Source organism: Streptomyces sp. GL_148, from assembly GCF_057834205.1.
In genome coordinates, this window is record NZ_CM174396.1 from 7,071,395 (window position 1) to 7,096,365 (window position 24,971).

The 24,971-nt window shown below is 70.2% G+C and carries 15 protein-coding genes and 3 pseudogenes; 15 read left to right on the forward strand and 3 right to left on the reverse strand.

Annotated features, from left to right (window positions below; genetic code table 11):
• Positions 1-63 precede the first annotated feature (63 nt).
• The 10 genes and pseudogenes from AC3IYI_RS31960 to AC3IYI_RS32005 form a co-directional block, all read left to right on the forward strand.
• Positions 64-5,730, forward strand: a pseudogene (locus tag AC3IYI_RS31960) (thioester reductase domain-containing protein); the annotation flags it as partial.
• Positions 5,717-7,063: an FAD-dependent oxidoreductase gene (locus AC3IYI_RS31965; protein WP_489406942.1), complete on the forward strand. Its 1,347-nt coding sequence runs from the start codon at positions 5,717-5,719 to the stop codon at positions 7,061-7,063. The pseudogene AC3IYI_RS31960 and the gene AC3IYI_RS31965, both read left to right, overlap by 14 nt.
• A 188-nt stretch (positions 7,064-7,251) precedes the next feature.
• Positions 7,252-7,677, forward strand: coding sequence for a YybH family protein (locus AC3IYI_RS31970; RefSeq protein WP_327303704.1), 426 nt, complete (start codon positions 7,252-7,254; stop codon positions 7,675-7,677).
• 171 nt (positions 7,678-7,848) lie between these two features.
• Complete coding sequence (locus AC3IYI_RS31975) at positions 7,849-8,688, forward strand: NAD(P)-dependent oxidoreductase (protein ID WP_489411747.1); 840 nt, start codon at positions 7,849-7,851, stop codon at positions 8,686-8,688.
• Between the two features lie 207 nt (positions 8,689-8,895).
• Positions 8,896-10,344, forward strand: coding sequence for a flavin monoamine oxidase family protein (locus tag AC3IYI_RS31980; RefSeq protein ID WP_489406943.1), 1,449 nt, complete (start codon positions 8,896-8,898; stop codon positions 10,342-10,344).
• 41 nt (positions 10,345-10,385) lie between these two features.
• The gene (locus AC3IYI_RS31985; protein WP_489406944.1) at positions 10,386-11,567 is read left to right on the forward strand and encodes a cytochrome P450; all 1,182 of its coding nucleotides are present in this window, start codon (positions 10,386-10,388) and stop codon (positions 11,565-11,567) included.
• Positions 11,568-11,815: 248 nt separating this feature from the next.
• Entirely contained in the window at positions 11,816-12,583 is a 768-nt protein-coding gene (locus AC3IYI_RS31990) for a thioesterase II family protein (protein WP_489406945.1), read from the forward strand.
• A 12-nt stretch (positions 12,584-12,595) separates the two neighbouring features.
• Complete coding sequence (locus AC3IYI_RS31995; RefSeq protein WP_489406946.1) at positions 12,596-13,498, forward strand: metallophosphoesterase family protein; 903 nt, start codon at positions 12,596-12,598, stop codon at positions 13,496-13,498.
• Positions 13,495-14,226, forward strand: coding sequence for a 4'-phosphopantetheinyl transferase family protein (locus AC3IYI_RS32000; protein WP_489406947.1), 732 nt, complete (start codon positions 13,495-13,497; stop codon positions 14,224-14,226). Before AC3IYI_RS31995 ends, AC3IYI_RS32000 begins: the two co-directional genes overlap by 4 nt.
• Positions 14,227-14,228: 2 nt before the next feature.
• Positions 14,229-15,812 carry an acyl-CoA carboxylase subunit beta gene (locus AC3IYI_RS32005; RefSeq protein WP_489406948.1) on the forward strand — a complete coding sequence of 528 codons (1,584 nt, stop codon included), beginning with the start codon at positions 14,229-14,231 and terminating at the stop codon, positions 15,810-15,812.
• A 932-nt stretch (positions 15,813-16,744) separates the two neighbouring features.
• On the opposite strand, the pseudogene AC3IYI_RS32010 reads toward AC3IYI_RS32005, so the two are convergent.
• Positions 16,745-16,930 (reverse strand): annotated as a pseudogene (locus tag AC3IYI_RS32010) (CorA family divalent cation transporter); the annotation flags it as partial.
• Between the two features lie 274 nt (positions 16,931-17,204).
• Positions 17,205-17,399, reverse strand: coding sequence for a hypothetical protein (locus AC3IYI_RS32015; protein ID WP_489406949.1), 195 nt, complete (start codon positions 17,397-17,399; stop codon positions 17,205-17,207).
• Between the two features lie 315 nt (positions 17,400-17,714).
• On the opposite strand from AC3IYI_RS32015, the gene AC3IYI_RS32020 reads away from it, so the two are divergent.
• The 4 genes from AC3IYI_RS32020 to AC3IYI_RS32035 are packed head-to-tail and all read left to right on the forward strand — an operon-like array spanning position 17,715 to position 23,925.
• Positions 17,715-18,113: an SseB family protein gene (locus AC3IYI_RS32020; protein WP_489406950.1), complete on the forward strand. Its 399-nt coding sequence runs from the start codon at positions 17,715-17,717 to the stop codon at positions 18,111-18,113.
• Positions 18,110-18,754, forward strand: a complete 645-nt coding sequence (locus tag AC3IYI_RS32025; protein WP_243339077.1) for a hypothetical protein — start codon at positions 18,110-18,112, stop codon at positions 18,752-18,754. The genes AC3IYI_RS32020 and AC3IYI_RS32025 overlap by 4 nt, the downstream gene beginning before the upstream one ends.
• Positions 18,755-23,443: a putative T7SS-secreted protein gene (locus AC3IYI_RS32030; RefSeq protein ID WP_489406951.1), complete on the forward strand. Its 4,689-nt coding sequence runs from the start codon at positions 18,755-18,757 to the stop codon at positions 23,441-23,443.
• Positions 23,443-23,925 (forward strand): barstar family protein, encoded by a 483-nt coding sequence (locus tag AC3IYI_RS32035; protein WP_489406952.1) that lies wholly within the window; start codon positions 23,443-23,445, stop codon positions 23,923-23,925. Before AC3IYI_RS32030 ends, AC3IYI_RS32035 begins: the two co-directional genes overlap by 1 nt.
• 27 nt (positions 23,926-23,952) lie before the next feature.
• Here the strand turns inward: AC3IYI_RS32035 and AC3IYI_RS32040 are convergent.
• Positions 23,953-24,138: pseudogene (locus tag AC3IYI_RS32040) on the reverse strand (CorA family divalent cation transporter); the annotation flags it as partial.
• A gap of 320 nt (positions 24,139-24,458) precedes the next feature.
• Here AC3IYI_RS32040 and AC3IYI_RS32045 point away from each other — a divergent pair.
• Positions 24,459-24,860 (forward strand): NUDIX hydrolase, encoded by a 402-nt coding sequence (locus tag AC3IYI_RS32045; RefSeq protein WP_489406953.1) that lies wholly within the window; start codon positions 24,459-24,461, stop codon positions 24,858-24,860.
• Positions 24,861-24,971: the final 111 nt, after the last annotated feature.

Consider the following 24,971-nt stretch of genomic DNA (forward strand, 5'->3'; position numbering starts at 1 on the left):
TCTGGAACAGGTAAACCCCCCATGGCGGATGAGAAGAAGCTCGCGGACTATCTGAAATGGGTCACCGCTGATCTGCGGAAGGCCCGGCAGCGCATCGCAGAACTGGAGTCCGGCCGCACCGAGCCGATCGCGATCGTAGGAATGGCCTGCCGCTATCCCGGCGGCGTGCGCTCGGCGGACGACCTGTGGCAACTCGTCGCGGACGGCCGGGACGGCATCACCGAGTTCCCCGCCGACCGCGGATGGGACCTCGACGCGCTCTACGACCCCGACCCGGATGTTCCGGGCACCACGTACGCACGCGAAGGCGGCTTCCTCGACGGGGCAGCCGAATTCGACGCCGACTTCTTCGGCATCTCGCCGCGCGAGGCCCTTTCCATGGACCCCCAGCAGCGCGTGCTGCTGGAGACCGCCTGGGAGACCTTCGAGCACGCGAGGATCGACCCGACCACCCTCAAGGGCGCCGGCGTCGGTGTGTTCGTCGGCGCCGTGGAGCAGTCCTACCTGGGGCTGGCCGGCCCGGAGGAGCTCGAGGGCTACCTGTTGACGGGCAAGCTCGGCAGCGTCGTCTCGGGCCGGCTCTCCTACTCCTTCGGTTTCGAAGGCCCCTCCATGACCGTGGACACGGCGTGCTCTTCGTCCCTGGTCGCCATGCACCTCGCCGCGCAGTCGCTGCGCACCGGCGAATCCGGCCTAGCCCTCGCCGGCGGCGTCACGGTCGCCGGAACCCCCGGTGGATTCGTCGACTTCTCCCGGCAGCGCGGTCTCGCCCCCGACGGCCGGTGCAAGTCCTTCGCCGCCGCCGCCGACGGCACGAGCTGGTCGGAAGGCGTCGGGCTGATCCTCCTCGAACGGCTCGGCGACGCCGTCCGCAACGGACACCGGGTGCTGGCCGTCCTGCGTTCGTCGGCGGTCAACTCCGACGGCGCTTCCAACGGGCTCACCGCCCCCAGCGGCCCCTCGCAGGAACGGGTGATCCGCACCGCGCTCACCGGCGCCCGGCTGGACGCCTCCGACGTCGACGCCGTCGAGGCCCACGGCACCGGCACCCGGCTCGGCGACCCCATCGAAGCCCAGGCGCTGCTGGCCACCTACGGCGCCGCCCACACCGCCGAACACCCCCTGCTCCTGGGCTCGCTGAAGTCCAACATCGGGCACTCGGTGGCAGCGGCCGGTGTCGGCGGTGTGATCAAGATGGTCCAGGCGCTGCGGCACGCCGCACTGCCGCGGACGCTGCACGCCGATGAGCCCACCCCGCTGGTCGACTGGTCCGCGGGGGCGGTCGAACTGCTCACCGAGCACCGCCCGTGGCCGCAGACCGGCAGGCCACGCCGCGCCGCGGTGTCAGCGTTCGGCGTCAGCGGCACCAACGCCCACCTGATTCTGGAGCAGGCACCCGAAGAGCAGGCCGTCGTGGCGGAGGAGACCCCGGCCCCGGACCCGGCCCGGGCCCCCGCCCCCGCCCCCGCCCCCGCGCTCGTGCCGCTACCGCTGTCCGCCAAGAGCCGTACGGCGCTGTCCGCGCAGGCGCGCAGCCTGATGGCGCACGTCGCGGACCACCCCGGCCTGTCCGCTGCCGACCTCGCCTATTCGACGGCGACCACCCGCGCCGCCCTGCCCCACCGGGCCGTGGTCGTCGGCTCGGACGCCGCGTCCCTGCTCGCCGCCCTCCGCCCGCTGGCCGAGGACGGAGCCCGTACCGCGGCCGCCACGGCGCCCGGCAAGGGCAGGCTCGGCTTCCTCTTCACCGGCCAGGGAGCCCAGCGGGCGGCGATGGGCCGCCGCCTGTACGAGGCGTTCCCGGTGTTCGCGGAGGCCTTCGACGCGGTGTGCGGTGAACTCGACCGGCACCTCGACGTGCCGCTGCGCGACGTCCTCGACGACGAGGAGGCGCTGGCCGAGACGGGGCACGCCCAGCCGGCGCTGTTCGCGCTTGAGGTCGCCCTGTTCCGGCTGTACGAGGCGTGGGGCATCACCCCGGACTACCTCGCCGGCCACTCGATCGGCGAACTGGCCGCCGCACACGCGGCCGGAGTACTGTCGCTGCCCGACGCGGCGGCCGTGGTCGCCGCCCGTGGCCGGCTCATGCAGGCTCTGCCGCCGGGCGGCGCGATGGTCGCGCTGCAGGCCACCGAGGAGGAGATCACCCCGCTGCTGGAGCGGTCGGACGGCGCCGTGGCGGTCGCCGCCGTCAACGGCCCGGTGGCGACCGTGGTGTCCGGAGCCCGGGACGCCGTTCTGGAGATCGCCGGGACCGTACGGTCCTGGGGGCGCCGCACCAAGCAGCTGACGGTCAGCCACGCCTTCCACTCGCCGCTCATGGACCCGATGCTGGAGGAGTTCGGCCGGGTACTGCGGAAGGTCACCCTGAACGCGCCGGGCATCCCCCTCGTGTCGACGCTCACCGGCCGCCTCGCCACCGAGGAAGAGCTCCGCTCGCCCGAGTACTGGGTCGACCAGGTGCGGCAGCCGGTCCGCTTCCACGACGCGGCCCGGACCCTCGCCGACCAGAACGTGACCGTCACCCTGGAACTCGGTCCGGCGGGCGTGCTCTCCGCCCTGGTCGCCGAGACCACCTCCCTCACCCCGGTCGCCGCGGTGCGCAGCGGACGGGCCGAAGTGCACGACGCGCTCGCGGCCCTGGGCGGGCTGTGGTCGGCCGGGATCCCCGTGGACTGGCAGGCGGTCTTCGCCGGAACCGGAGCACGGCGGGTGGACCTGCCGACCTATCCCTTCCAGCGGGAGCGGTACTGGCTGGAGCACGCGCCGGCCGCCGCGCCGACGGCCGGGCCCCGTGCGGGGGACTCGGTGCTCCGGGTCGGGTGGACCCCGTTCGAGCCGACCGCGCCGACCGTGCCGATGAGACTGGCGGCGCTGCACCTCGCCGGGGCGGACAACACCGGACTGCCGCAGCTCGCCTCCGGCGTGCCCTTCGGCGCCGTGGCGGACGCCCTGGCCGCGCTGGGCTCGGACACGCCGTTCGACTCCCTGCTCGTGCCGCTGGCGTTCTCCCTGGACGGTGATGTGCCGCGCCGGGCCCAGGACACCGCGCAGGAGGTGCTGGCGCTGGTCCAGTCGTGGCTGGCGGACGACCGGGCCGCCGACACCCCGCTCGTCGTCCTGACCCGCGGCGCGGTGGCCGCGGACGGCGGCGGCACGGACGTCTCGGACCTCGTGGCCGCCCCTCTGTGGGGACTGCTGCGCTCGGCGCAGTCGGAGGCCCCCGACCGGATCGTGCTGATCGACCTGGACGAGGACCCCGAGTCGGCGGCGGCCGTGCCGTCGGTCCTGGCCTCCGGCCAGCCGCAGGCCGCCGTCCGCTCCGGCCGGATCCTCGTACCGGGACTCGCCGACGCCCTGCCGGACGGCGAACCGGACGGCGAACCGGACGGCGACACCCGGTGGCGCACCGGCGGCACCGTACTGATCACCGGGGCGACCGGGGCGCTCGGCGGGCTGTTCGCCCGCCATCTGGTCCGTACGCACCGCGTGTCCCGGCTGCTGCTCGTCAGCCGCCGTGGGCCGGAGGCGGCCGGCGCCGCCGAGCTGGCCTCCGAACTCACCGGACTCGGCGCCGACGTGCACGTCGCCGCTTGCGACCTCGCCGACCGGGCCGCCCTCGCCGCGCTGCTGGCGGCCATCCCCGCCGAACACCCGCTCACCGGAGTCGTGCACGCGGCCGGCGTGCTTGACGACGGCATGATCCAGGACCTGACCCCGGACCGACTGGCCGCCGTTCTGCGGCCCAAGGTGCACGCCGCGTGGAACCTGCACGAACTCACCCTCGACCGGGACTTGGACGCCTTCGTGCTGTTCTCGTCCGTGGCGGGCGTCATCGGTGGCACCGGCCAGGCCAACTACGCCGCCGCCAACACGTTCCTCGACGCGCTGGCCGCCCACCGGTCCGGAATCGGACTCCCGGCGACCTCGCTGGCCTGGGGCCTGTGGGAGCACGAGCACGGCATGAGCGGGCACCTGACACGGACCGAACTCGACCGCATCGCCCGCTCCGGCCTGCTCGCCATCACAGAGGAGACCGGTCCCGGACTGATGGACCTCGCGCTGCGCACCGGCCGGCCCGCACTGGTGGTCACACCGGTCGACCGGACCGCGCTGCGCGGTAACGCCCGGCGGGCGCCGCTGCTGCTGCGCCGACTGGTCCAGGACACCGGCCAGGGCCCCGAGGGATCCGCGAACCAGGCCGAACTTCGGCCGGAGAACCTGGCGGGACTGCCGCAGGACCGGCGCCTGGAGGTCGTATCGGAGTTCGTCCACCGCGAAGTGGCGCTGGTGCTGGGGCACTCCGCCGCGGCTGCGGTCGAAGGCCACCGGCGGTTCTCCGACCTCGGGTTCGACTCGCTCACCTCGGTGGAGCTACGCAACCGGCTCGCCGATGCCACGGGCTTGAAGCTGCCGCCCTCGCTGATCTTCGAGCACCCCACTCCGGCGGAGCTGGTCGGGCACCTGTCCGCCCTCCTGTCCGCCGTCACCGGGGGAGCCGCCGGCGCCACCGGCTTCGACTACGCCGCCGAGGTACGCCTCGACGAGGGCATCCGGCCCGCCGCCGAGATCAGCCGGGTGGCCGCCGACCCCCGCGAGATCCTGCTGACCGGCGCCACCGGATTCCTCGGCGCCTTCCTGCTCCGCGACCTGATGCGGTCGACCACGGCCACCGTGCACTGCCTGGTGCGGGGCACCGACCGGGCCGACGCGACCCGCCGACTGCACGAGAGCCTGGCCTGGTACCAGGTCCGGGACGATATCGACCCGGACCGGCTCGCCGTGACCGTAGGCGACCTGACGGCCCCGCGACTGGGCCTGGCCGAAGCCGAGTTCGATGAGCTCTCCCGCCGCGTCGACGTCGTCTACCACGCGGGCGCGACGGTCAGTTGGGTGCGGCCGTACAGCGAACTCGCGGCGGGGAACGTGGGCGGCACCCGGGAGGTGCTGCGGCTGGCCGCGGCGCACCGGACCGTTCCGGTGCACTACGTGTCGACCACCGGCGTGTTCCCGGCGCCCGGCCCCGACGCCGCGCCGGCCGGCGCGGGCGACCCGACCGGCCCCGCGCACCTGCTGCACAACGGCTACCTGCAGAGCAAGTGGGTGGCCGAGCAGGTCATCGAGCTCGCCCGGAGCCGGGGGCTGCCCGTCTCGGTCTACCGGGTGGACGTCGTGTGCGGCGACCGGGAGACCGGCGCCTGCCAGACCAAGGACTTCGTCTGGCTGAGCCTCAAGGGCCTGCTGGAGACCGGAGCGGTACCCGACAGCCTCGCCGGGGTCCTCCACATGGTGCCGGTGGACTACGTCAGCGCGGCGATCACGGCCCTCGCGGCCCGCGAGGACACCGCGAACCGGACCTTCCACCTCTACAACCGGCAGAACCAGACGTTCACCGAGTTCGTCGGCCACCTCCGCTCCTTGGGCTACGACCTGCCCGAACTCGACTGGGACACCTGGTCGGCCCGGGTGCGCGAGGACCGGAAGAACGCCGTCGTCCCGCTGCTCGACTCCTTCGAGGGGATGAACGCCGGCAGCGGCACCACCACCTACCCGCCGATCGACGTCTCGGAGACCGAGCACGCCCTGCGCGGTACCGGCATCACCTGCCCGGACATCGACCGGGACCTTTTCGGCAGGTACGTGAGCTTTTTCGTCCGCGCGGGCTACTTCCCGTCCCGCGCGCCCGTTCGGGACGAGCAGAGGAGTGACCACCACCGTGGAGAAAACTGATCGTGAGCGCGTGATCGTGCTCGGTGCGAGCATGGCGGGCCTCCTGGCCGCGCACGTGCTGGCGGACCGCTACGCCGACGTCGTGGTGATCGACCGCGACGACCTCGCGGGAGACGACGCCGGTCGCGCGCACAGCGAGACCCGGCGGGGCGTCCCGCACGGCGGGCACCTGCACAACCTGCTGGCCGCCGGCCTGATCGCCCTGGAGGACTTGATCCCCGGCATCACCGAGGAGCTGGCCGCCGGCGGCGCGGTGGTGGGCGACGGCACCGCCAACGTGCGGTGGGTCGTCAACGGCACCCACATGCCCAAGCCGCACTCCGGCCTCCCACTGCTCTCGGTCAGCCGGCCGCACCTGGAGCGGCGGGTGCGCCGGCGGGTGCGCGCGCTCCCCAACGTGACCTTCCTGGAGCGGACCGAGATGGCAGAGCTGCTGACCACGCCCGACCGGTCCGCAGTCGTCGGCGCCCGGGTCCTGCAGGGCGACACCCACCGCGACCTCACCGCCGACCTCGTCGTCGACGCGACCGGACGACGCACCCGCACCCCTTCGTGGCTCGCGGAGTTCGGCTACCCCCAGGTCGAGGAGGAGCAGCTCACCGTCAACGTCGGCTACACCACGCAGTACTACCGGCTCTCCGAGGACCGGATGCCCGGCGAAGTGTCCATAGACGTCGGAGGCTCGGCGGCTGTGCCGCGCGGGGCGCTCTGCGCCAAGATCGAGGACGGCTGCGCCGTAGTGACCGGCTACGGCATCGCCGGCGAGTACCCGCCCCGCGACACCGCCGGCTTCCACGACTTCCTGAAGTCGCTCGCCGCCACCGACATCTACGACGCGGTGCACGACCAGGAGACGCTCGGGGAGCCGCTGTCCTACCGCTTCCCGGCCAACCTGCGCCGCCGGTACGAGCGGATGGACTCCTTCCCCACCGGGCTGCTCGTCCTCGGCGACGCCGTCTGCAGCTTCAACCCGGTCTACGGGCAGGGCATGACGGTGGCCGCGCTCGGCGCCCGCGTGCTGCGCGACCACGTCTCCCGGCCGGCGCCCGTGGACCCGCGGGCGTACCTCGCCGACTACGCGGCCAAGGCGGTCGACCACGTGTGGGAGCTGACCACCGGCGCCGACCTCGTCTTCCCCGGCGTCGGCGGCGACCCCGACGAGGAGCAACTGGCCGAGTACGCCTACCTGGACCGGCTGCTGGACGCGGCGTCGAAGGACGGGCAGCTGCTGGTCGCCTATGCCCGGGTGGCGTTCCTCCTCGACCCGGCGGCGGCGCTGGTCGCCCCGGAGATCCAGGAAGCGGTGGAGCGGGTGTCCGGCCAGGCGGGTTAGACGGCCGGTCGTACCGGAAGGGCTCCCAGACGGACGCGCCATCGGGCGGTCTTTCCCCGGTAATCGAACCGGTGCGCCGCAGGGCCGCAGGCGATTACCGGCAGGAGACCGGATCGGGGAGTCCCCGCTGATAGCGTCCCAATCAATCTGTTCAGGTGCCGCAGAAAAGCGAATGGAGAAATAGCGTCGTGAGCGACAGCATGTACACGCTGGTGACCGATATCGAAAAACATCAGGAGGCGTTCGGAATAGCCTTCAACGCCGGGGACGTGGAAGCGGTCAACGCGATGTACACCGACGACGCGGTCGGAATGTGGGAGCCCGGATTCCCGGTCTACGGCGAGGCCCGCCGCGCGTACGTGGTCGACTTCCTGGCGAAGCGCAAGCCCTCCGTGGAGGCGACCGTCCGCCAGCAGCTCGTGGTGGGCGACACCGCGATGCTCATCGTCGAGTGGCAGATGGAGGCGCTCGACGAGAACGGCGAGCCGGAGCACCTGGAGGGCGTCGCCATCGACGTCCTGCGCCAGGGTGCGGACGGCTACTGGCGCTACGTCGTGGACAACCCCTTCGGCGTGAGCGGCCCGTGGGACGCCGAGGGCGCCACCCAGGGCTGACCCGGAACGCCCGCACCGGGGGCCGCCGCACGCGACCCCCGGGTGCCGCACCGGCTCCGGCACACCACCGATCACACCCACCGCGGCGCCTGCCGCACGAAGTACGGAGACATAGCTGTGACCACTCTTCCCGCCTCCGAATCCCCGGTTACCGTCGTCGGCCTGGGCCTGATGGGCCAGGCCCTCGCCGCGGCCTTCCTGGAGAAGGGCCACCCGACCACCGTCTGGAACCGCTCGGCCGGCAAGGCCGAGGCCCTCGTCGCCAACGGCGCCATCCTCGCCGACTCGGTCCGCGGCGCCGTCGAGGCGAGCCCGCTCGTCGTCGTCTGCGTCTCGGACTACGACGCCGTGCACGGGCTGCTGGACCCGATCGGCTCCTCGCTGGCCGGCCGCACCCTGGTGAACCTGACCACGGCCGGCTCGACCCAGGCGCGGGAGACCGCCGCGTGGGCGGCCAAGGCCGGCGCCGACTACATCGACGGCGCGATCCTGGCGCTCCCGCAGGCCATCGGCACCGCCGAGGCCACGCTGCTGTACGCCGGGCCGAAGGACGGCTTCGAGAAGCACCAGGCCACGCTCCAGGCGCTCGGCGAGACCGGGACGGTCTACCTCGACGAGGACCACGGCCTGTCGGCCCTGTACGACATGTCGGTGCTGAGCATCATGTGGGGCGTCCTGAACAGCTTCCTGCACGCTGCCGCCCTGCTCGGCACCGCGAACGTCAAGGCGACGACGTTCGCGGAGATGGCCACCACCGCGATCAACGTGACGGCGGACTACGTCTCCGCGTACGCGCAGCAGATCGACGAGGGGAAGTTCCCGGCGACCGACGCCACCGTCAACGTCCACGTGGGCGGCATGCAGCACCTGCTCGAGGAGAGCCGGGAGCTCGGCGTCAGCACCGACCTGCCGCGCTTCTTCCTGGAACTGGCGCAGCGCGCGGTGGCCGACGGCAACGCCGAGGACAGCTACGCGGCGATGATCAAGCAGTTCCGCAAGCCGACCGCCTGATCCTTTCTCGCACCGCACCGCACTGCACTGAGCGGGCCGGGAATCCGGATCACGCACTTCGCGATCCGGATTCCCGGCCCTGCCCGAGATCCCGCAGATTCTCATACAGCACCGCTCCTTGAATTCACCGTACGGGGGAAATTCGTGTCGAAAAGTCAAGGCAGAACGAAAAAGGTCGCGTCCCGTAATTCCTTCACCCGGAGGAACGTGCTCAGGACGAGTGGCCTGGCCATCGCGGGAACGGCCCTGGGCGCAGGCTTTCCCGGAATCGCGGAGGCCGCCGACGGAGCGGACTTCACCGGGCGCACCAGCTACGACGTCATCGTCGTCGGGGCCGGGCTCGCCGGTCTCACCGCGGCCCGCGAACTGCGGAAGAAGGGCCGCCGCGTCCTCGTGCTGGAGGCGCGCGGACGCATCGGCGGGCGCACCTGGACCGACACGTTCAACAGCTGGGAGATCGAGCGCGGCGGCGCCTGGGTCGACCCGCTGCAGCCGCACGTCTGGCGCGAGATATCGCGCTACAACCTGACGATCGTGGCCGACCAGGGGCCCGAGCGGGTACTCATGCCGACCCCGGGCGGGTTCGCCGAGTCAGACCCGGTCACCGCGTACACCCGGCAGGGCGAGCTGTTCACCCCGTTCTTCGACGGCTCCCGCGAGTACTTCCCCAAGCCCTACGCGCCCTTCACCCGCGAGGACCTGATCACCCCGCTGGACCGCTTCTCCCTGCGCGACCGGCTGAACCAGCTTGCCTACTCGCCCGAAGACGAGCTGAGGATGACGAGCACCACCGGGCTGTACGGGTCGCCCAGCTCGCGCGGATCGATGCTGCAGCTCGCCCAGTGGTGGGCCCTGGCCGGCTGGAACTACACGGGCTTCTCCGGGGTCAACACCTACCGCCTGGCGCAGGGCACCATCGCGCTCGCCAACGCGATCCTGGCGGACGGGGGACCGGACCTGAAGCTCAACTCCCCGGTCGCCTCCGTCACCCAGCAGCTCGGGCGGGTGAAGGTGGTCACCCGGGCGGGAGCCGCCTACACCGCGGCCGAGGTCATCATGGCGGTGCCGGTCAACGTCTGGAAGGGCATCACCTTCAGTCCGGCGCTGCCGCAGGCGCACCGCGACGCCACCACCCAGGGCTACGGCGTGCCGCGCCAGCGCAAGCTGTTCCTGGACCTGGCCTCCCCCTCCGACCGGTTCATCGCCGAGGCGCCCGAGGGCTCTCCGTTCGTGATCATGGGCCGGCTGAACGACAACGCCCCCGTCGTCGCCTTCAGCGTCGACGGCACCCTGAACGTCGCCGACCGCGCCCAGGTCGAGGCCGCGGTGCGGCAGATCCTGCCGTCGGCGACGCTGCGCGACTACACCGTCTCGGACTGGGAGGCGGACGAATTCTCCCGCGGCGGCCCCGCGTTCCGGCAGCCCTTCCAGCTGACGAGGCTGCACAAGGCGATCAACCAGCCCTTCGGGCCGGTGAAGTTCTGCGCCGACGACCTCGCCCTCGGCTGGATCGGCTACATGGACGGCGCCATCGAGTCCGGCCTGCGGGCCGCCGGTTCGGCCACACTGTCGCCGGCGCCGGGTGCGGTGCAGACCGGGCGCGTGGCCATGCCGGCGGTCGACCGCAAGGTCTACCGCTCGGTGTTCGGTCTGTGACAACAACTCAGTGGCAGTCTGATCTTGGGGTATCCATGCCGGTGACTGAAGAATCCGCAACCGAACCCGTGGACGCGCTGTTCTCCTGGTTCCGCCAGATGCAGGAACAGCACACGGTCCACCGCGACGAGGAGTACGGCTGGCAGTTGTTCCGCCACGCCGACATCACCCGTGTGCTCACCGACCCGAAGACGTTCTCCTCGGACACGGTGCGCCTGTTCAACGAACCGCAGCCCGACCTCGACCTGTTCCTCACCGGAAACCTGGTCACCAACGACCCGCCCCACCACCGCAGGCTGCGCCGGGCCATCAATCAGGCCTTCACCCCGCGGGCGGTGTCGGGCCTCTCGGAGCGGATCACGCGGACCGTCGAGTCCCTGCTCGACGAAGTGTCGGGGTCGGACACCTTCGACCTCATCGACGCGGTGGCCTACCCGCTGCCGATCATCGTGGTCGCGGAAATGCTCGGCCTGCCGGCCGAGGACGTGCCGATGTTCCGGGGCTGGGGCGACGCCCTGGGCGCGCTGGACGCGGCGACCGTGCCGCCGAAGGTGATGGAGTCGCAAGTCGCGCCCGCCATCCGCGAGATGAACGAATACATCCTCGGGCACGTGCACCGGCGCCGACAGAACCCGGCCGACGACCTGCTCACCGGCCTGGCCCACGCCAGCGTCGACGGCGAGCCGCTGCGCGACGCCGACCTGATCGGCCTGGTCGGCCTCACCCTGTTCGCCGGCCACGCCGCGTCCATGGCGATGATCGGCAACGCGATCCTCACCTTCGACCGCCACCCCGAGGCGCTCGCCGCGGTGCGCGCGAACCGCGAGCTGCTGCCCGGCGCCATCGAGGAACTGATGCGCCTGTACCCGCCGTTCTCCCGGATGGCGCGGGTGACGACCACCGAGACCGAGATCGGCGGGCAGAAGATCGGCAAGGACGAGCTGGTGACCCTGTGGGTCGGCGCGGCCAACCGGGACACGCAGCGCTTCACCGACCCCGACCGCTTCGACATCCACCGCGACACCGGCGGCCACATCGCCTTCGGGCAGGGCATCCACTTCTGCCTCGGCGCCCCGCTGGCCCGGCTGGAGGTCGGCATCGCGCTCAACGCGCTGTTCGACCGATTCGACGAGATCTCCGTGGACTACTCGGCAGGCGTGGAGTTCGAGAACCCGATGCAGATCATCTGCCCCCGGCGGCTGCCGGTCCGCGTGACCCGTTGACCCCGTTCCCGTACCCGGCGCGCGGGACTGCCGGCCCGACGGTCCGCAGGACCGCGTGAGGTGAGTTGACGGGCGGGGCCGCGGGTGGCCGGCCGGGGCGACCCCCGCGCTCCGGCCGGTCCACCCGGGCCCCTGCCCGTCGGCCACCCCGCCGCCCGGCCGGCCGGTCCCGTACGGCACGACTTACCGCACCCGGCGCCGGTGCGCCGGTGCGCCGCCAGTCAGCTCTGTGAAAGGCCCCCTTCCCCATGACCACCGGACCGTCCCCCGAGGACCTCTGGCTCAGGAACTTCCGTCCCGCACCCGATGCCCCCGTACGCCTGGCCTGCTTCCCGCACGCCGGCGGCTCGGCCAGCTTCTACTTCCCGATGGCCGGCGCCCTGACGCCGGACGTCGACGTCTTCGCGGTCCAGTACCCGGGACGCCAGGACCGGCGTTCCGAGCCGGTCATCACGGATATCAACGTGCTCGCCGACGAGCTCGCGGACCGGCTGGCCGCCCGGGCCGACGGCCGTCCACTGGCCCTGTTCGGACACAGCATGGGCTCGCTCGTCGCATTCGAGGTCGCGGACCGCCTCCAGGACCGCGGCACGCCGGTCTCCGCGCTGATCGTCTCCGGCCGCCGTGCCCCCCACCTGTACCGCGGGGACGACATCCGCAAGCGGACCGACGACGGGGTGATCGAGGAACTGCGCGAGCTGAGCGGCACGGACTCCGGGCTGCTGGGCGACGAGGAGATCATCCGTATGATCCTCCCCGCCGTGCGCGGCGACTACCAGGCCGTGGAAACGTATCTTCGGACTACCCCCGCCCGGCTGACCTGCCCCGTCCTTGCCCTGGTGGGGGACAGCGACCCCCGCGTCGAGCCCGATGACGTGCGGGCCTGGGCGGACCACACCACCGCCGGATTCGACCTGAAGATCCTGCCCGGCGGCCACTTCTACCTGCTCCGGGAACAGGCCGCCGTGCTCGCGGCCGTCAGGGAGCGCCTGCGCACCCTGCCCGTTGCCGGCTGACGGACGGCACACATGCCCTACGAGACGCGCGGCCCCGCCCGCCCGCCCGCACGCCGCCCCGGTGTCGGCGTACTGGCGGCCATCAGCGACCTCCACGTCCACTACCCGCAGAACCGCCGGATCGTGGCGGACCTGCGGCCCGAGTCCGACGAGGACTGGCTGATCGTCGCAGGCGACGTCGGCGAGATCGTCGACGAGATCGCCTGGGCGCTGGAACTCCTCGCCGGCCGCTTCGCCAAGGTCGTCTGGGTGCCGGGCAACCACGAGCTGTGGACCATGCGAGAGGACCCCGTCCAACTGCGCGGCGAACGGCGCTACCGCCACCTGGTGGACATCTGCCGGTCCCTGGGCGTGGTCACCCCCGAAGACCCCTACCCCGTGTGGGAGGGCGAGGACGGCCCCTTGGTGATCGCCCCGCTGTTCCTGCTGTACGACTACACCTTCCGGCAGCCCGGCACGACCTCGAAGGAGGACGCGCTCGAGCGGGCCGGGGCCGCGGGCGTGGTCTGCTCCGACGAGTTCTTCCTCGACCCGGAGCCGCACGGCAGCCGTGACGCCTGGTGCCGGGCCCGCGTTGCCTACACCGAGGCACGCCTGGAGGCGCTCCCGCCCGACGCGCGGACCGTTCTGGTCAACCACTTCCCGCTGGTACGGGACCCCACCGAGGTGCTGTGGAAGCCCGAGTTCGCGCTGTGGTGCGGCACCGAGGCCACCGCCGATTGGCACCGCCGGTTCCGCGCCGCCGCCGTCGTCTACGGGCACCTCCACATCCCGCGGACCATGCGCAAGGACGGCGTGCCGTTCGAAGAGGTCTCGCTCGGCTACCCCCGCGAGTGGGGCCGCCGCGCCGCGCCGGCCGGGAGGCCCATCCGCATTCGGCCCGCCGCTCCCGTAAACACCGTGGACCGCACATGATCGAGGAACTGCTGCCCGTCACCGTCGCGGCCCGCGGGTCCTTCGACCACCTGCCCGACTCGGTGCTCTACGAAGAGGAGAAGGAACTCGTCGCCCACAGTGTGGAGCAGCGCCGCCGCGAGTTCGCCACGGTGCGCGGCTGCGCCCGCAACGCCCTCGCCGCGCTCGGGGTGCCGCCCGCGCCCATCCTGCCGGGCCCGCGGGGCGAGCCGAGGTGGCCCGACGGGATCGTGGGCAGCATGACCCACGGCGGCGGCTACCAGGCGGCCGCCGTGGCACGCGCCGGCGACATGGTGTCCGTCGGCATCGACGCGGAACCCAACGAGCCGCTCCCGTCCGCGGGGACGCTGGCCCTGGTATCCCTCCCCGAGGAGCGGGAGTGGCTGGCCCGTCGGCAGGTGCTGCGGCCCGACGTCTGCTGGGACCGGCTGCTGTTCAGTGCGAAGGAGTCCGTTTACAAGGCGTGGTTCCCGGTCACCGGCCGCTGGCTCGACTTCGAGGACGCCCTGATCACCATCGATCCGGACGCGGGAACCTTCCACGCCCGTCTGCTGGTGCCCGGCCCCGTGATCGACGGCATCCGGCTGACCGGGTTCAGCGGGCGCTGGACGGCCCGGCGGGGACTGCTGCTCACCGCGATCGCCCTGCCCGCACCCGTCCGTGTGCGCCACACCCCGGCCCGCCACGGTCTCGGCACCGCCCACAAGGCACTGATGAGGAGTACCTAGCAATGTCCCTGTCCGGCGAGACCCCCAACGAGCCGACGGACGCCCGCGGGCGCGTGGCCGAGCTGCACGACCTGCGCGAGCAGGCGCGGCGCGGACCGAGTGACCGGGCGACCGAAGCGCAGCATGCCAAGGGCAAGCTCACCGCCCGTGAGCGGATCGCGTTGCTGCTCGACGAGGGTTCCTTCAAGGAGGTCGAGCAGCTGCGTCGCCACCGGGCGACCGGGTTCGGCCTGGAGACCAAGAAGCCCTACACCGACGGTGTCATCACCGGCTGGGGCACGGTCGAGGGCCGTACGGTCTTCGTCTACGCGCACGACTTCCGGATCTTCGGCGGCGCGCTGGGCGAGGCCCACGCGACGAAGATCCACAAGATCATGGACATGGCCATCGCGGCCGGTGCCCCGCTGGTCTCCCTGAACGACGGCGCGGGTGCCCGCATCCAGGAGGGCGTCTCGGCGCTGGCCGGCTACGGCGGCATCTTCCAGCGCAACACCAAGGCCTCGGGCGTCATCCCGCAGATCTCGGTGATGCTGGGCCCCTGCGCCGGCGGTGCGGCCTACTCCCCGGCGCTGACGGACTTCGTGTTCATGGTCCGCGAGACCTCGCAGATGTTCATCACCGGCCCGGACGTGGTCCGTGCGGTGACCGGTGAGGAGATCACCCAGAACGGCCTCGGCGGAGCCGACGTGCACGCCGAGACTTCGGGTGTCGCGCACTTCGCGTACGACGACGAGGAGACCTGCATCTCCGAGGTCCGCTACCTCATCACGATGCTGCCCTCCAACAACCGCGAGAACCCCCCGGTCCACGAGACCAGCGACCCGGCCGACCGCCGCTCCGACGTCCTGCTCGACCTCGTGCCCGCCGACGGCAACCGCCCGTACGACATGCTCAAGGTCATCGAGGAGCTCGTCGACGAGGGCGACGTCCTGGAGATCCACGAGCGCTGGGCCCGCAACATCATCTGCGCGCTGGCGCGGATGGACGGACAGGTCGTCGGAATCGTCGCCAACCAGCCCGGCCACCTCGCCGGCGTCCTGGACATCCACGCCTCCGAGAAGGCCGCGCGCTTCGTCCAGCTCTGCGACGCCTTCAACATCCCGATCATCACCCTCCTGGACGTCCCCGGCTTCCTGCCGGGCGTCGACCAGGAGCACGGCGGCATCATCCGCCACGGCGCCAAGCTGCTGTACGCGTACTGCAACGCCACCGTCCCGCGGATCTCGCTGATCCTGCGCAAGGCCTACGGCGGCGCGTACATCGTCATGGACTCCCAGTCCATCGGCGCCGACCTGACCTACGCCTGGCCCACCAACGAGATCGCGGTGATGGGCGCCGAGGGCGCCGCCAACGTCATCTTCCGCAAGCAGATCGCGGACGCCGAAGACCCCGAGGCGATGCGCGCGCGCATGGTCAAGGAGTACAAGGCCGAGCTGATGCACCCCTACTACGCGGCCGAGCGAGGCCTCGTAGACGACGTCATCGACCCCGCGGAAACCCGCGAGGTCCTCGTCGCCGCCCTCGCGATGCTCCGCAACAAGCACGCGGACCTGCCGTCGCGCAAGCACGGCAACCCGCCCCAATAATCGGCGAGACCCTCAGGCTGGATAGGGGGACAGCAGGAGTGCATGGACATCTGAGGCACGTGGGCTGCCACGGGGCATGGGCCGCGGATGGTCGACGCCGCTTGTGACGCTCGTTTGACGCACGGCTGCCCGGTCAAGGTCACCGAGTGGCCTCTGACATGTGCGTTTCTTGGCCGTCAGGGCCCGTGCATTCCTTCCCGATGACGTATCACGTGGAGTACGTGGCGATCCTCGAATCGGCAGTGACGGGATCGCAACCTGCACTTTTAGGGATGCCTGGAAATGGTCGCGTACGGAGACGGGGGTGCCTCCCAGACTGGGCCTGTCGGCGGCCTGTCGGCGGCCTGCCGCGTGGTCACTGTCGACGCAGGCGTGAAGCCTTGGCGAGCTCACAGCAGGTTGCCGACCGAAGGCGTCTGCTCTGTTGCCGTCCCGGGGCACGGTGCGGTGTGTGGCGAGTTGCTGAAGCCTCGAGCCTGGCATGGCTTGCACGGACGACACCTGCGACAGTTCCCGGCGTTCTGACCCCGCGGGCCGCGGGCCGCGGGCGAGCGGGTGAGGCAGGCCGGAGGTGACTCCGCTCGGTGTGTCCGTGCTTGACGATATGACTTCGGGCTGCCAGGGACGGCAAGCACATGGAGGTCACTGTCTGTGATGGGCCGCAGGGTCGGCGGGCTCTGGAGGGATCGCTGAACAGGAAGCCAGGCAGGCTCGTCGCGGCGGCCGCAAGGCGCTGGCCGCCATTCGTTTCTCCCCGGATTCTCCCCAGAGCTTGCCGACGCCCAAAAAGACCTGGTCACAGGCTTGCCGGGGACAGGGCGAGGAGATCACCCGCATCTATTCCCCCAGAGGCCCCCACGGCCGCTTCTGGGCCGATCTGTGAGTGATGCGAAAGCGAAGTGCCAAGGATGACTGAGCGTCACGCGAGGGGCTCAGAGCCAGTCCCGTCGCTTGAAAATCACGTACAAACTGACGCAAACCATCCCCATGAGGCAGATCGCAAGGGGGTATCCGAGGCTCCAACCCAACTCAGGCATGGACTCAAAGTTCATGCCGTAGATGGTTCCCACGAGTGTGGGTGCAAAGAGGATGGCGGCCCACGAGGAGATCTTCTTGAAGTCGTCACCCTCACGCCGCTGACCTGCGGAAATCGGTCGTGCAGGTGATCTGGCCTGCAACGGTCCGCCTTTCCGGCCCTTTCGCCCTGCTGCCCGTTTGTACGGCCGGTCCTCCCCAGCCACTCCCCAAGAGGGCTCAGTTCTCCCCGGATTCTCCCCAGCCGTCGTTGCCCGGAACGACGGATCGCCCGCAAGTCAGGGTCCGATCCAAGTACCGGTACAAGCTACGCAACGTAGTGGAAGCGAGTCGGCGCAGCTGTGGCAGGGACCCCGTTCAGAGGTCCTTGGTACCCGGGTAGTGGCGGCGAAGCTCGCTGAGTACCCGCTTGTCGACAGCCCTGACGTTCCACAACAAGCTGTCGAATTCGGTCAGGACGAGCACCAGCTTGTCCTCGGCGAACCCACGTGCTTCGGCGTCGATCGGCTGGAGCAAGGCGGGCGTCAGCAACAACAGGGTCAACGTGTCCATGCCCATGCCCATGCCCGCGTCGGCAGAGGGCCATGGCCCTTGATCATTTCACAGGCCCCATCGGACGGGCGTCAGCCGAGCTGAACGCCGCTGGCGAGGTCGATGCCGGGAAGGGGGCGAGGTGAGCAGGCTGAATTCGGCTGCTTCGGCAGGTGCGTTGCCGCGATGGGCGCGACCGAGGATTGCAGTCGAAAAAAGGAACATGTGATGATCGCTGGCGTGATGATGAACGGAGAAAGCCAGGGGGGAGTGGCCCCACAGCGTAGGCGACCCATGCGGCTGGCCGATCTGGTTGACACGGTTGAGCTGCCCGCCATGGCGGAGACGAAGGCCTCGGAGGTCGTCGAGGACCGGGAAGCCGCAGGCCGCCGGGAGTTCGCGGTCCTGCTGGGTGAGTTCCGGCGTACGGCGGTGCTGGTGCCGATCGATTCGCACGGCAGCCTGTGGACGGCGGAGCAGGGCGGGGTGCGGTGGATCTGCGCGTTCTCGGACGAGGAGGCTCTGGCCGGGTTCGCGCGTGCGCAGGGTGACGCGGAGCGGGAATGGGAGTACCGCACGGTCCTCGGTGCGCGACTGCTCGACGTGATGGTGCCGATGCTGCGGGTTCCCGCCGGAGTGGCCCTGGACGCCGGCGGTGACGACGGCATGCTCTTCCCGCCCGTTGAGGGCCTGGTACCGGAGTCGGCAGTGGTGGATCTCGGAGGTGCGCGATGAGCGGTTCGGAGCCTGATCTCGAAGCACCCCCTGCCGCCATGCAGTTGATAGCGAGCGGCATCAACAAGGCGCATGGCGAGCTGAAGGACCTCGGCATGATCGGCGAGGCGTCCACCGGGCGCGGATTCTCGGATCTGTCGCTGACGGGGATGCAGTTGGGCCACGAGGGGCTGGCGGCGGGGTTCCAGGCGTTCTGCGAGCGCTGGGAGTGGGGCGTACGCGGCCTGATGATGCGCGGCAACGGCTTCGCGAAGGCCGTCGGGCTGTCGGCGGGGGCGATCAGCGAGCAGGAGCAGTACATCAAGGACACCTTCAAGATCGCGGTGAACGGAATGAACGGTAACCCGCATCTGACGGAGGACGAGGTCAAGGCCAAGGACTGGGACGAGATCCGGGACCAGCACCAGTGGGACGGGGCGGACTGGAGCGGCGAGTCGTTCTCCGAGGCCCACAAGGAGGTCAAGCAGAACTGGCAGGACACCGCCTACGACGTCGAGGACGGGCTGCTGGACTCGATGGAGAACTCGGGCCTGCTCGATGCGAAGCAGCGCGGGCTGATGGACCAGGAACTGCGCGAGACGCTGGAGCCGACGCAGGAAGCGGTGGACCGCGCGAAGCAGCCGGTGTGGGGGAGCGGGTAAGTGGTGGATTTCGGGGGGCTCGTCGACAAGGGCCTCGGCAAGCTCGAAGACGGATGGGACGCCGGCAAGAAGATCGTCGGCGAGGGCATCGACAAGGCCACGGATGCCGTTGGGGACGGTCTTGAGTACGTCGGCGCCGAAGACTGGGCGGACGCCGTCGAGGACTGGGGCGACCGTACGGGGTCCTCGCTGGGAGCGAAGGTCGGGGAACAGCAGCTCGGGCAGACCGAGGAGGCCAACGAGCTGATCCACGGCAACGTCGGCGCCATCACCGCCAGCGTCAAGAACCTGCGGGACTTCCAGGGCGCCTTCGACTCGGTGGGCCAGGGGATGAGGGGCCTCGACCCCAGTCAGTGGAAGGGCGCGGCGGCCAACGCCTTCCGGGAGAAGTTCCAGACGCTCCCCACGGACTGGCTGCACGCGGCGGACGCCTTCGAGGACGCGGCCAAGGCCCTGGAGACGTACGCCACGACGGTGACGTGGGCACAGGGCAAGGCGAAGGAGGCCATCGCCCTCTACAAGAAGGGGCAGGAGACCTCCAAGACCGCCGTCGACGCGTACAACAGGAAGGTCGACGCCTACAACGAAGCGCGCACCGGCGATGATCCGCTGCCCAAGCCGGACCCGTTCGCCGACCCGGGCCACGCGGACCGGGGCCGAGCACAGGAAGTTCTGAACGACACGCGCCGCCAGCGCAACGAGGCGGCCGACACGGCGAACAGGGCGGTCGCCGCCGCGCTCGCGAACGCACCGGCGATGCCGTCGGCCACGGACCGGGCCAAGCTCAACCTGGCCGACTGGGGCATGGGTCAGGGAGTGGAGGCGATGCACTTGGGCGGCGGTGTCGTCAAAGGCGTGGTGGGCATCACCAACTTCGTCCGCGCGGTGAACCCGCTCGACCCGTACAACATCACCCACCCCGCCGAGTACTACAAGAATATCAACCTGACGTTGGCCGGTCTGGCGTCCACGGCGGCGCACCCGGACCGGGCACTGAAGGGTGCGTGGGAGGCAGCCAAGGGGGATCCGTCGGAGTTCATCGGCCGGCTGGTGCCGGAGCTGATCGGGACGAAGGGCGCGGGCGTGATCCGGGGAGGTCTGCGCGCCGGTCTGAACGGCGCCAAGCACCTGCCCGACGGGAAGGCGAAGCCGGGCGGCAGCCGCGGGGACCACGAACAGAACCCGGACAGCAACGGCAAGCGGTGCAGCGAGACGGTGTGCAAGCGGGACCCGGTCGACATCGCGACGGGCCGCATGCTGCTGCCCGCGACCGACATTGCCCTGCCCGGCGCGCTTCCGCTCGTCTTCCAGCGCACCTTTGACTCCTCACGCCGCTCCGGACGCTGGTTCGGGCCGACGTGGTCCTCCACGGTGGATCAGCGGCTGGAGATCGATTCCCAGGGAGTGATCTTCAGCTGTGGCGAGGGCAGCCTCCTTGCCTACCCCCACCCGGCCCCCGGGGTCCCGGTCCGGCCAACGCACGGTCGGCAGTGGCCGCTGGACCGGGTTCCGGGCGGGTACACCATCACGGATCCCGACACCGGCAGGGTCTGGCACTTCACCGACCACGGCGACAAGCTCGCGCTCCTGGTCCAGATCGACGACCGCAACGGTCGCTGGATCACCTTCGAGCACGACGAGGCGGGCGCCCCGACGAGCATCGTCCACCACGCCGGCTACCAGCTGAAGCTCACCACGAGTGCGGGCCGAGTCACGGCCCTGCACCTCAAGGGCGCTGCGCCGGACGGGTCCGACCAAGAGGTGCTGCGCTACGGCTACACCGACGGCCACCTCACCACGGTCACCAACTCCTCCGGCCGCCCGCTGAACTTCGGCTACGACGAACACGGCCGCATCACCTCGTGGACCGACACCAACGGAAGCGGCTTCGCCTACGTCTACGACGAGCGGGACCGCTGCACCTACCAGTCGGGTACGAACGGACACCTCGAAACCACCTTCACTTGGGACGACGTCGATCCTGCCACCGGGCTCCGCATGACCACCCTCACCAGCGGCCTGGGGCACACCGAGCGTCACCTGGTCAATGGCCGGTCCCAGGTGGTCGCCGAGATCGACCCCATGGGCGCGGTCACCCACTTCGAGTACGACCGCTACAACCGACTGCTGTCCCGGACCGATCCGCTGGGCCACGTGAGTCGCCGCGTCTTCGACGAGCGGGGCCGCACCGCCGTGGTGGAGCGCCCGGACGGACGGCAGGCGCGAGCCGAGTACAACGAGATCGGGCTCCCGATACGCACGGTCGGTACCGACGGCAACGTCAGGCGTCAGGAGTTCGATACCAGCGGCAACCGGACGTCGGTCACGGAGCCGTCCGGAGCGACCACCCGGTTCACCTACGACGAGACCGGCGTCGTCACCTCTGTCACCGATGCGCTCGGGAACACCTCGGCCATCCTTTCCGACAAGGCCGGTCTGCCCCTCGCCATCACCGATCCGCTGGGGGCGACCACGTACTACGAGCGGGACGCCTTCGGCCGAGCCGTCTCGATCACCGACCCGGCCGGTGCCGTCACGCATCTGGACTGGACGGTCGAGGGCCAACTCGCCCGCCGTGTCGAGGCCGACGGCAGCGAGCAGTCGTGGACATACGACGGGGAGGGCAACTGCGTTGCCCACGTGGACGTTCTCGGCGGGGTCACGACCTTCGAGTACGCGGACTTCGATGTCCTGACGGCCCGCACGGGGCCGGACGGCTTCCGCTACGCGTTCCGCTACGACACCGACCTCCACCTCACCCAGGTCACCAACCCCCAGGGATTGACCTGGGACTACGTGTACGACCCGGTCGGCCGGGTCACGGCCGAGACCGACTTCGGCGACCGGACGCTGACGTACGGAAGGGATGCGGCAGGGCGGCTCGTGTCCCGGACGGACGTGCTCGGCCAGACCATCCGCTACGAGCGGGACGAGCTGGACCGGGTCGTCCGCAAGGACGCCGCCGGCGCCGTGACGACCTTCGTGTACGACTCCGGCGATCAGCTCGCGGAAGCGGTCGGCCCGGATGCCACGCTCACGCGCTTGCGCGACCGGTACGGCCGCCTCAAGGCCGAGACGGTGAACGGCCGGACGACGGCGTTCGCGCACGACGAGCTCGGCCGTCGCACGGGCCGCACGACCCCGACGGGGGCGGTCAGCACCTGGACCTACGACGAGGTCGGCTCCCTCACCGCACTGACCGCGGCCGACCTCGCCATCGCGTTCGACTACGACGCGGCCGGCCGGGAGGTCACCCGCCGGATCGGTGATACCGTCACGCTGTCGTCCCGGTACGACCACGGGGGCCGCCTCAGCACCCAACACGTCACCCGTGCCGGTCACAGCATCCAGCGCCGCGACTACACGTACCGCGCCGACGGCAACCCGACGGCCCTGGACGACCAGCTCGCGGGCGCGAAGACCTTCGACCTGGACGCGGCCGGCCGGGTGACCGCCGTCCGGGCGGAGGGTTGGACCGAGCGGTACGCCTACGACGGAGCGGGCAACCAGACGACCGCCTCCTGGCCCGCCACTCACCCGGGCCAGGACGCCGTGGGGCCACGTGAGTACACCGGCACGACGATCACGCGCGCGGGCAGGACGAGCTACGAACACGACGCGTTGGGCCGCGTCACCCTGCGCCGCAGGGCCCGGCTGTCCGGCGCGACGGACACTTGGCGCTACGACTGGGACGCCGAGGACCGCTTGCGCGGGGTGACCGCCCCCGATGGTGCCGTATGGCGCTACGCGTACGACGCACTCGGCCGCCGCACCTCCAAGCAGCGCCTCGCTGCCGACGGCACGAGGGTTCTCGAACAGGTTGTGTTCACCTGGGACGGCACGACCCTGTGCGAACAGAGGACGGAATCGCCGGACCTCGCCCACGCGGTCGTCCTCACCTGGGACCACAAGGGCCTGCAGCCCCTGGCCCAGCGAGAACGCCTCCTGGACCGGGAGTCACCCCAAGAGGTCATGGACGCCCGCTTCTTCACCATCGTCACCGACTTGGTGGGGGCCCCCGCGGAACTGATCGACGAGGCAGGGGCACTGGCCTGGCGCACCCGGAGCGCCGTGTGGGGCACCACGACCTGGGCGTCCACCAGCAAGGCGTACACCCCGCTTCGCTTCCCGGGCCAGTACTTCGACCCGGAATCGGGCCTTCACTACAACTACTTCCGCCACTACGACCCCGAAACCGCCCGCTACGTCAGCCACGACCCCCTGGGCCTCACCCCGGCACCCAATCCGGCGGCCTACGTCCCCAATCCCCTCACGTGGGTCGACCCGATGGGGTTGGCGGCCTGCCCGACCTTCACTCCGGGAGAAACGCTGGGGGACGTCAGCAAAGTCCACGGATGGGTACCCAAGTCCATCCCCGCGGAGGCCTTGGACGTCCTTCAGGACGTGCGCAAGGAAGGTTGGGGCTGGGGAGGAGGGCCCGGCTTCTATGGGCCGAAATGGTGGGTTGAGCCATTCGAAAACAGCGGAAAGAACGACGGCTACATACTTCCCACCCGTGAGCCCTCAGGTCAGCCGATCACTTATAGGGAATATGGCACCTACCCGTCACCGGACAATCCCAAGCCAGGCGGCGAGCGCTGGGTGTTCGGCAGCGATGGGTCCGCCTACTACACTCCCACTCACTACCAGACGTACATTGTGGGCGAAAGTCCCAGATGGGTGAACTGATGACAGAAGAGGAACCGGCAATCCGTATCGCCCCGTGGATGCACGTCATCACGGCAGGCGGCGGCGTATGCCTCGATGAACTCCTGCCCACGTCCGGCAGTGTCTACGTGGCACGTCTGAACGGGCAGGGTATGACCGACGAGATCTCGACGTTTCAGCAGTTCGATGAATCGCTGAAGTTCCCCGAATACTTCGGATGGAACTGGAATGCATTCTTTGACTGCCTTCGCGACCTCGGATGGCTCTCATCGGATCACCACATCCTCATTGTCGACGCCGCCGAGAGTGTCCTTTCCGAGGACGATGCCGCTCGCGAGGAGTTTTTCAGAACCCTATGGCGCGCCGGCCAGCGGTGGTCCTACACGAAAAGACCCGAGGGTGTCACGCTCAGCAAACTCGTTGTGGTCCTGTCATGCGGCAAGGAGTCCGCAGCCGGCCTCGCCGCACAGCTTGAATCACTTGAGGCCCGATCGCACTCCTAACCGACAACCGCGCACCCGGGCTGCCGGCTACAGCCAGTCGCGCTTCTTGAAGATGACGTAGAGGCTCACGCAGACCACTGCCATCAGCAGGATTGCGAAGGGGTAGCCCGCCGCCCACTGGAGTTCGGGCATGGTCTCGAAGTTCATGCCGTAGATCGTGCCGACCAGGGTGGGTGCAAACAAGCTGGCGGCCCACGAGGAGATCTTCTTGAAGTCGTCACCCTCACACCGCTGACCTGCGAAAATTGCCCACGCAGGCGGTCTGACCTGCAGCGATCGACCTTTCCGAGTCTTTCACCCTACTGCCTGCGTATGCAGCCGATTCCCCCCAGTCGCCCCCCCACGAGGCCTCATTCCCCCCAGATTTCCCCCAGCGGAGGCAGCTTCTGGCGGCGGGTCGCCGCTGGCTGGGGCCGTGATTGCGGCGGCAGGGAGGGCTACGCGGCGTAGGAAATGGGAACGGTACGACCTGGCGATCGCGGACGTCCCTGCGTATCTCCGAGCCCAGGTTGAACTAGGAGGCTGTGGTCTCTGTGGCCGATGAGTCTGAGCGACCTGTTGCCGCCGCTGTTGTGGTGCACAAGGGGCGGCTGCTGTTGGTGCGGCGTCGCATCACGGAGGGGCAACTGTCCTGGCAGTTCGCCGCCGGCAAGGTGGAGCCGGAGGAGTCACGCGAGGCTGCTGCTGTCCGGGAGGCGCAGGAAGAGACCGGTCTGCGGGTGATTGCGCGTGAGTTGCTCGGCGAGCGGGTCCATCCCGCTACCGGCCGGCTGATTTCCTACACGGCCTGCGATGTACTCAGCGGCACGGCGCACGTCGCGGCAGAGCGGGAAGTCGCCGAGATCGCTTGGGTCACCCGCGGCCAGATCTCGGCGTATGTACCGCACGGGTTCTTCGGACCGGTGGAGGCGTATTTGGACGGTGCACTCGGCTGATCGGCCCATCTGCGAGCCGCAGATGCGTCGGAAGCCGGCGGTCCGGGATCTGGCCCACGAGATGTGGCTGCCTGAGGCCGTTGTCGTACCCTGCCATAGCTCGACCGCTCG

Excerpts from the sequence above, each read along its gene's own strand:
- AC3IYI_RS32005 (WP_489406948.1), top strand. The coding sequence starts at position 14,229 with ATGTCCCTGTCCGGCGAGACCCCCAACGAGCCGACGGACGCCCGCGGG.
- AC3IYI_RS32015 (WP_489406949.1), bottom strand. The coding sequence starts at position 17,399 with ATGGACACGTTGACCCTGTTGTTGCTGACGCCCGCCTTGCTCCAGCCG.
- AC3IYI_RS32025 (WP_243339077.1), top strand. The coding sequence starts at position 18,110 with ATGAGCGGTTCGGAGCCTGATCTCGAAGCACCCCCTGCCGCCATGCAG.
- AC3IYI_RS31990 (WP_489406945.1), top strand. The coding sequence starts at position 11,816 with ATGACCACCGGACCGTCCCCCGAGGACCTCTGGCTCAGGAACTTCCGT.
- AC3IYI_RS31975 (WP_489411747.1), top strand. The coding sequence starts at position 7,849 with ATGGGCCAGGCCCTCGCCGCGGCCTTCCTGGAGAAGGGCCACCCGACC.
- AC3IYI_RS32035 (WP_489406952.1), top strand. The coding sequence starts at position 23,443 with ATGACAGAAGAGGAACCGGCAATCCGTATCGCCCCGTGGATGCACGTC.
- AC3IYI_RS32000 (WP_489406947.1), top strand. The coding sequence starts at position 13,495 with ATGATCGAGGAACTGCTGCCCGTCACCGTCGCGGCCCGCGGGTCCTTC.
- AC3IYI_RS31995 (WP_489406946.1), top strand. The coding sequence starts at position 12,596 with ATGCCCTACGAGACGCGCGGCCCCGCCCGCCCGCCCGCACGCCGCCCC.
- AC3IYI_RS32020 (WP_489406950.1), top strand. The coding sequence starts at position 17,715 with ATGGCGGAGACGAAGGCCTCGGAGGTCGTCGAGGACCGGGAAGCCGCA.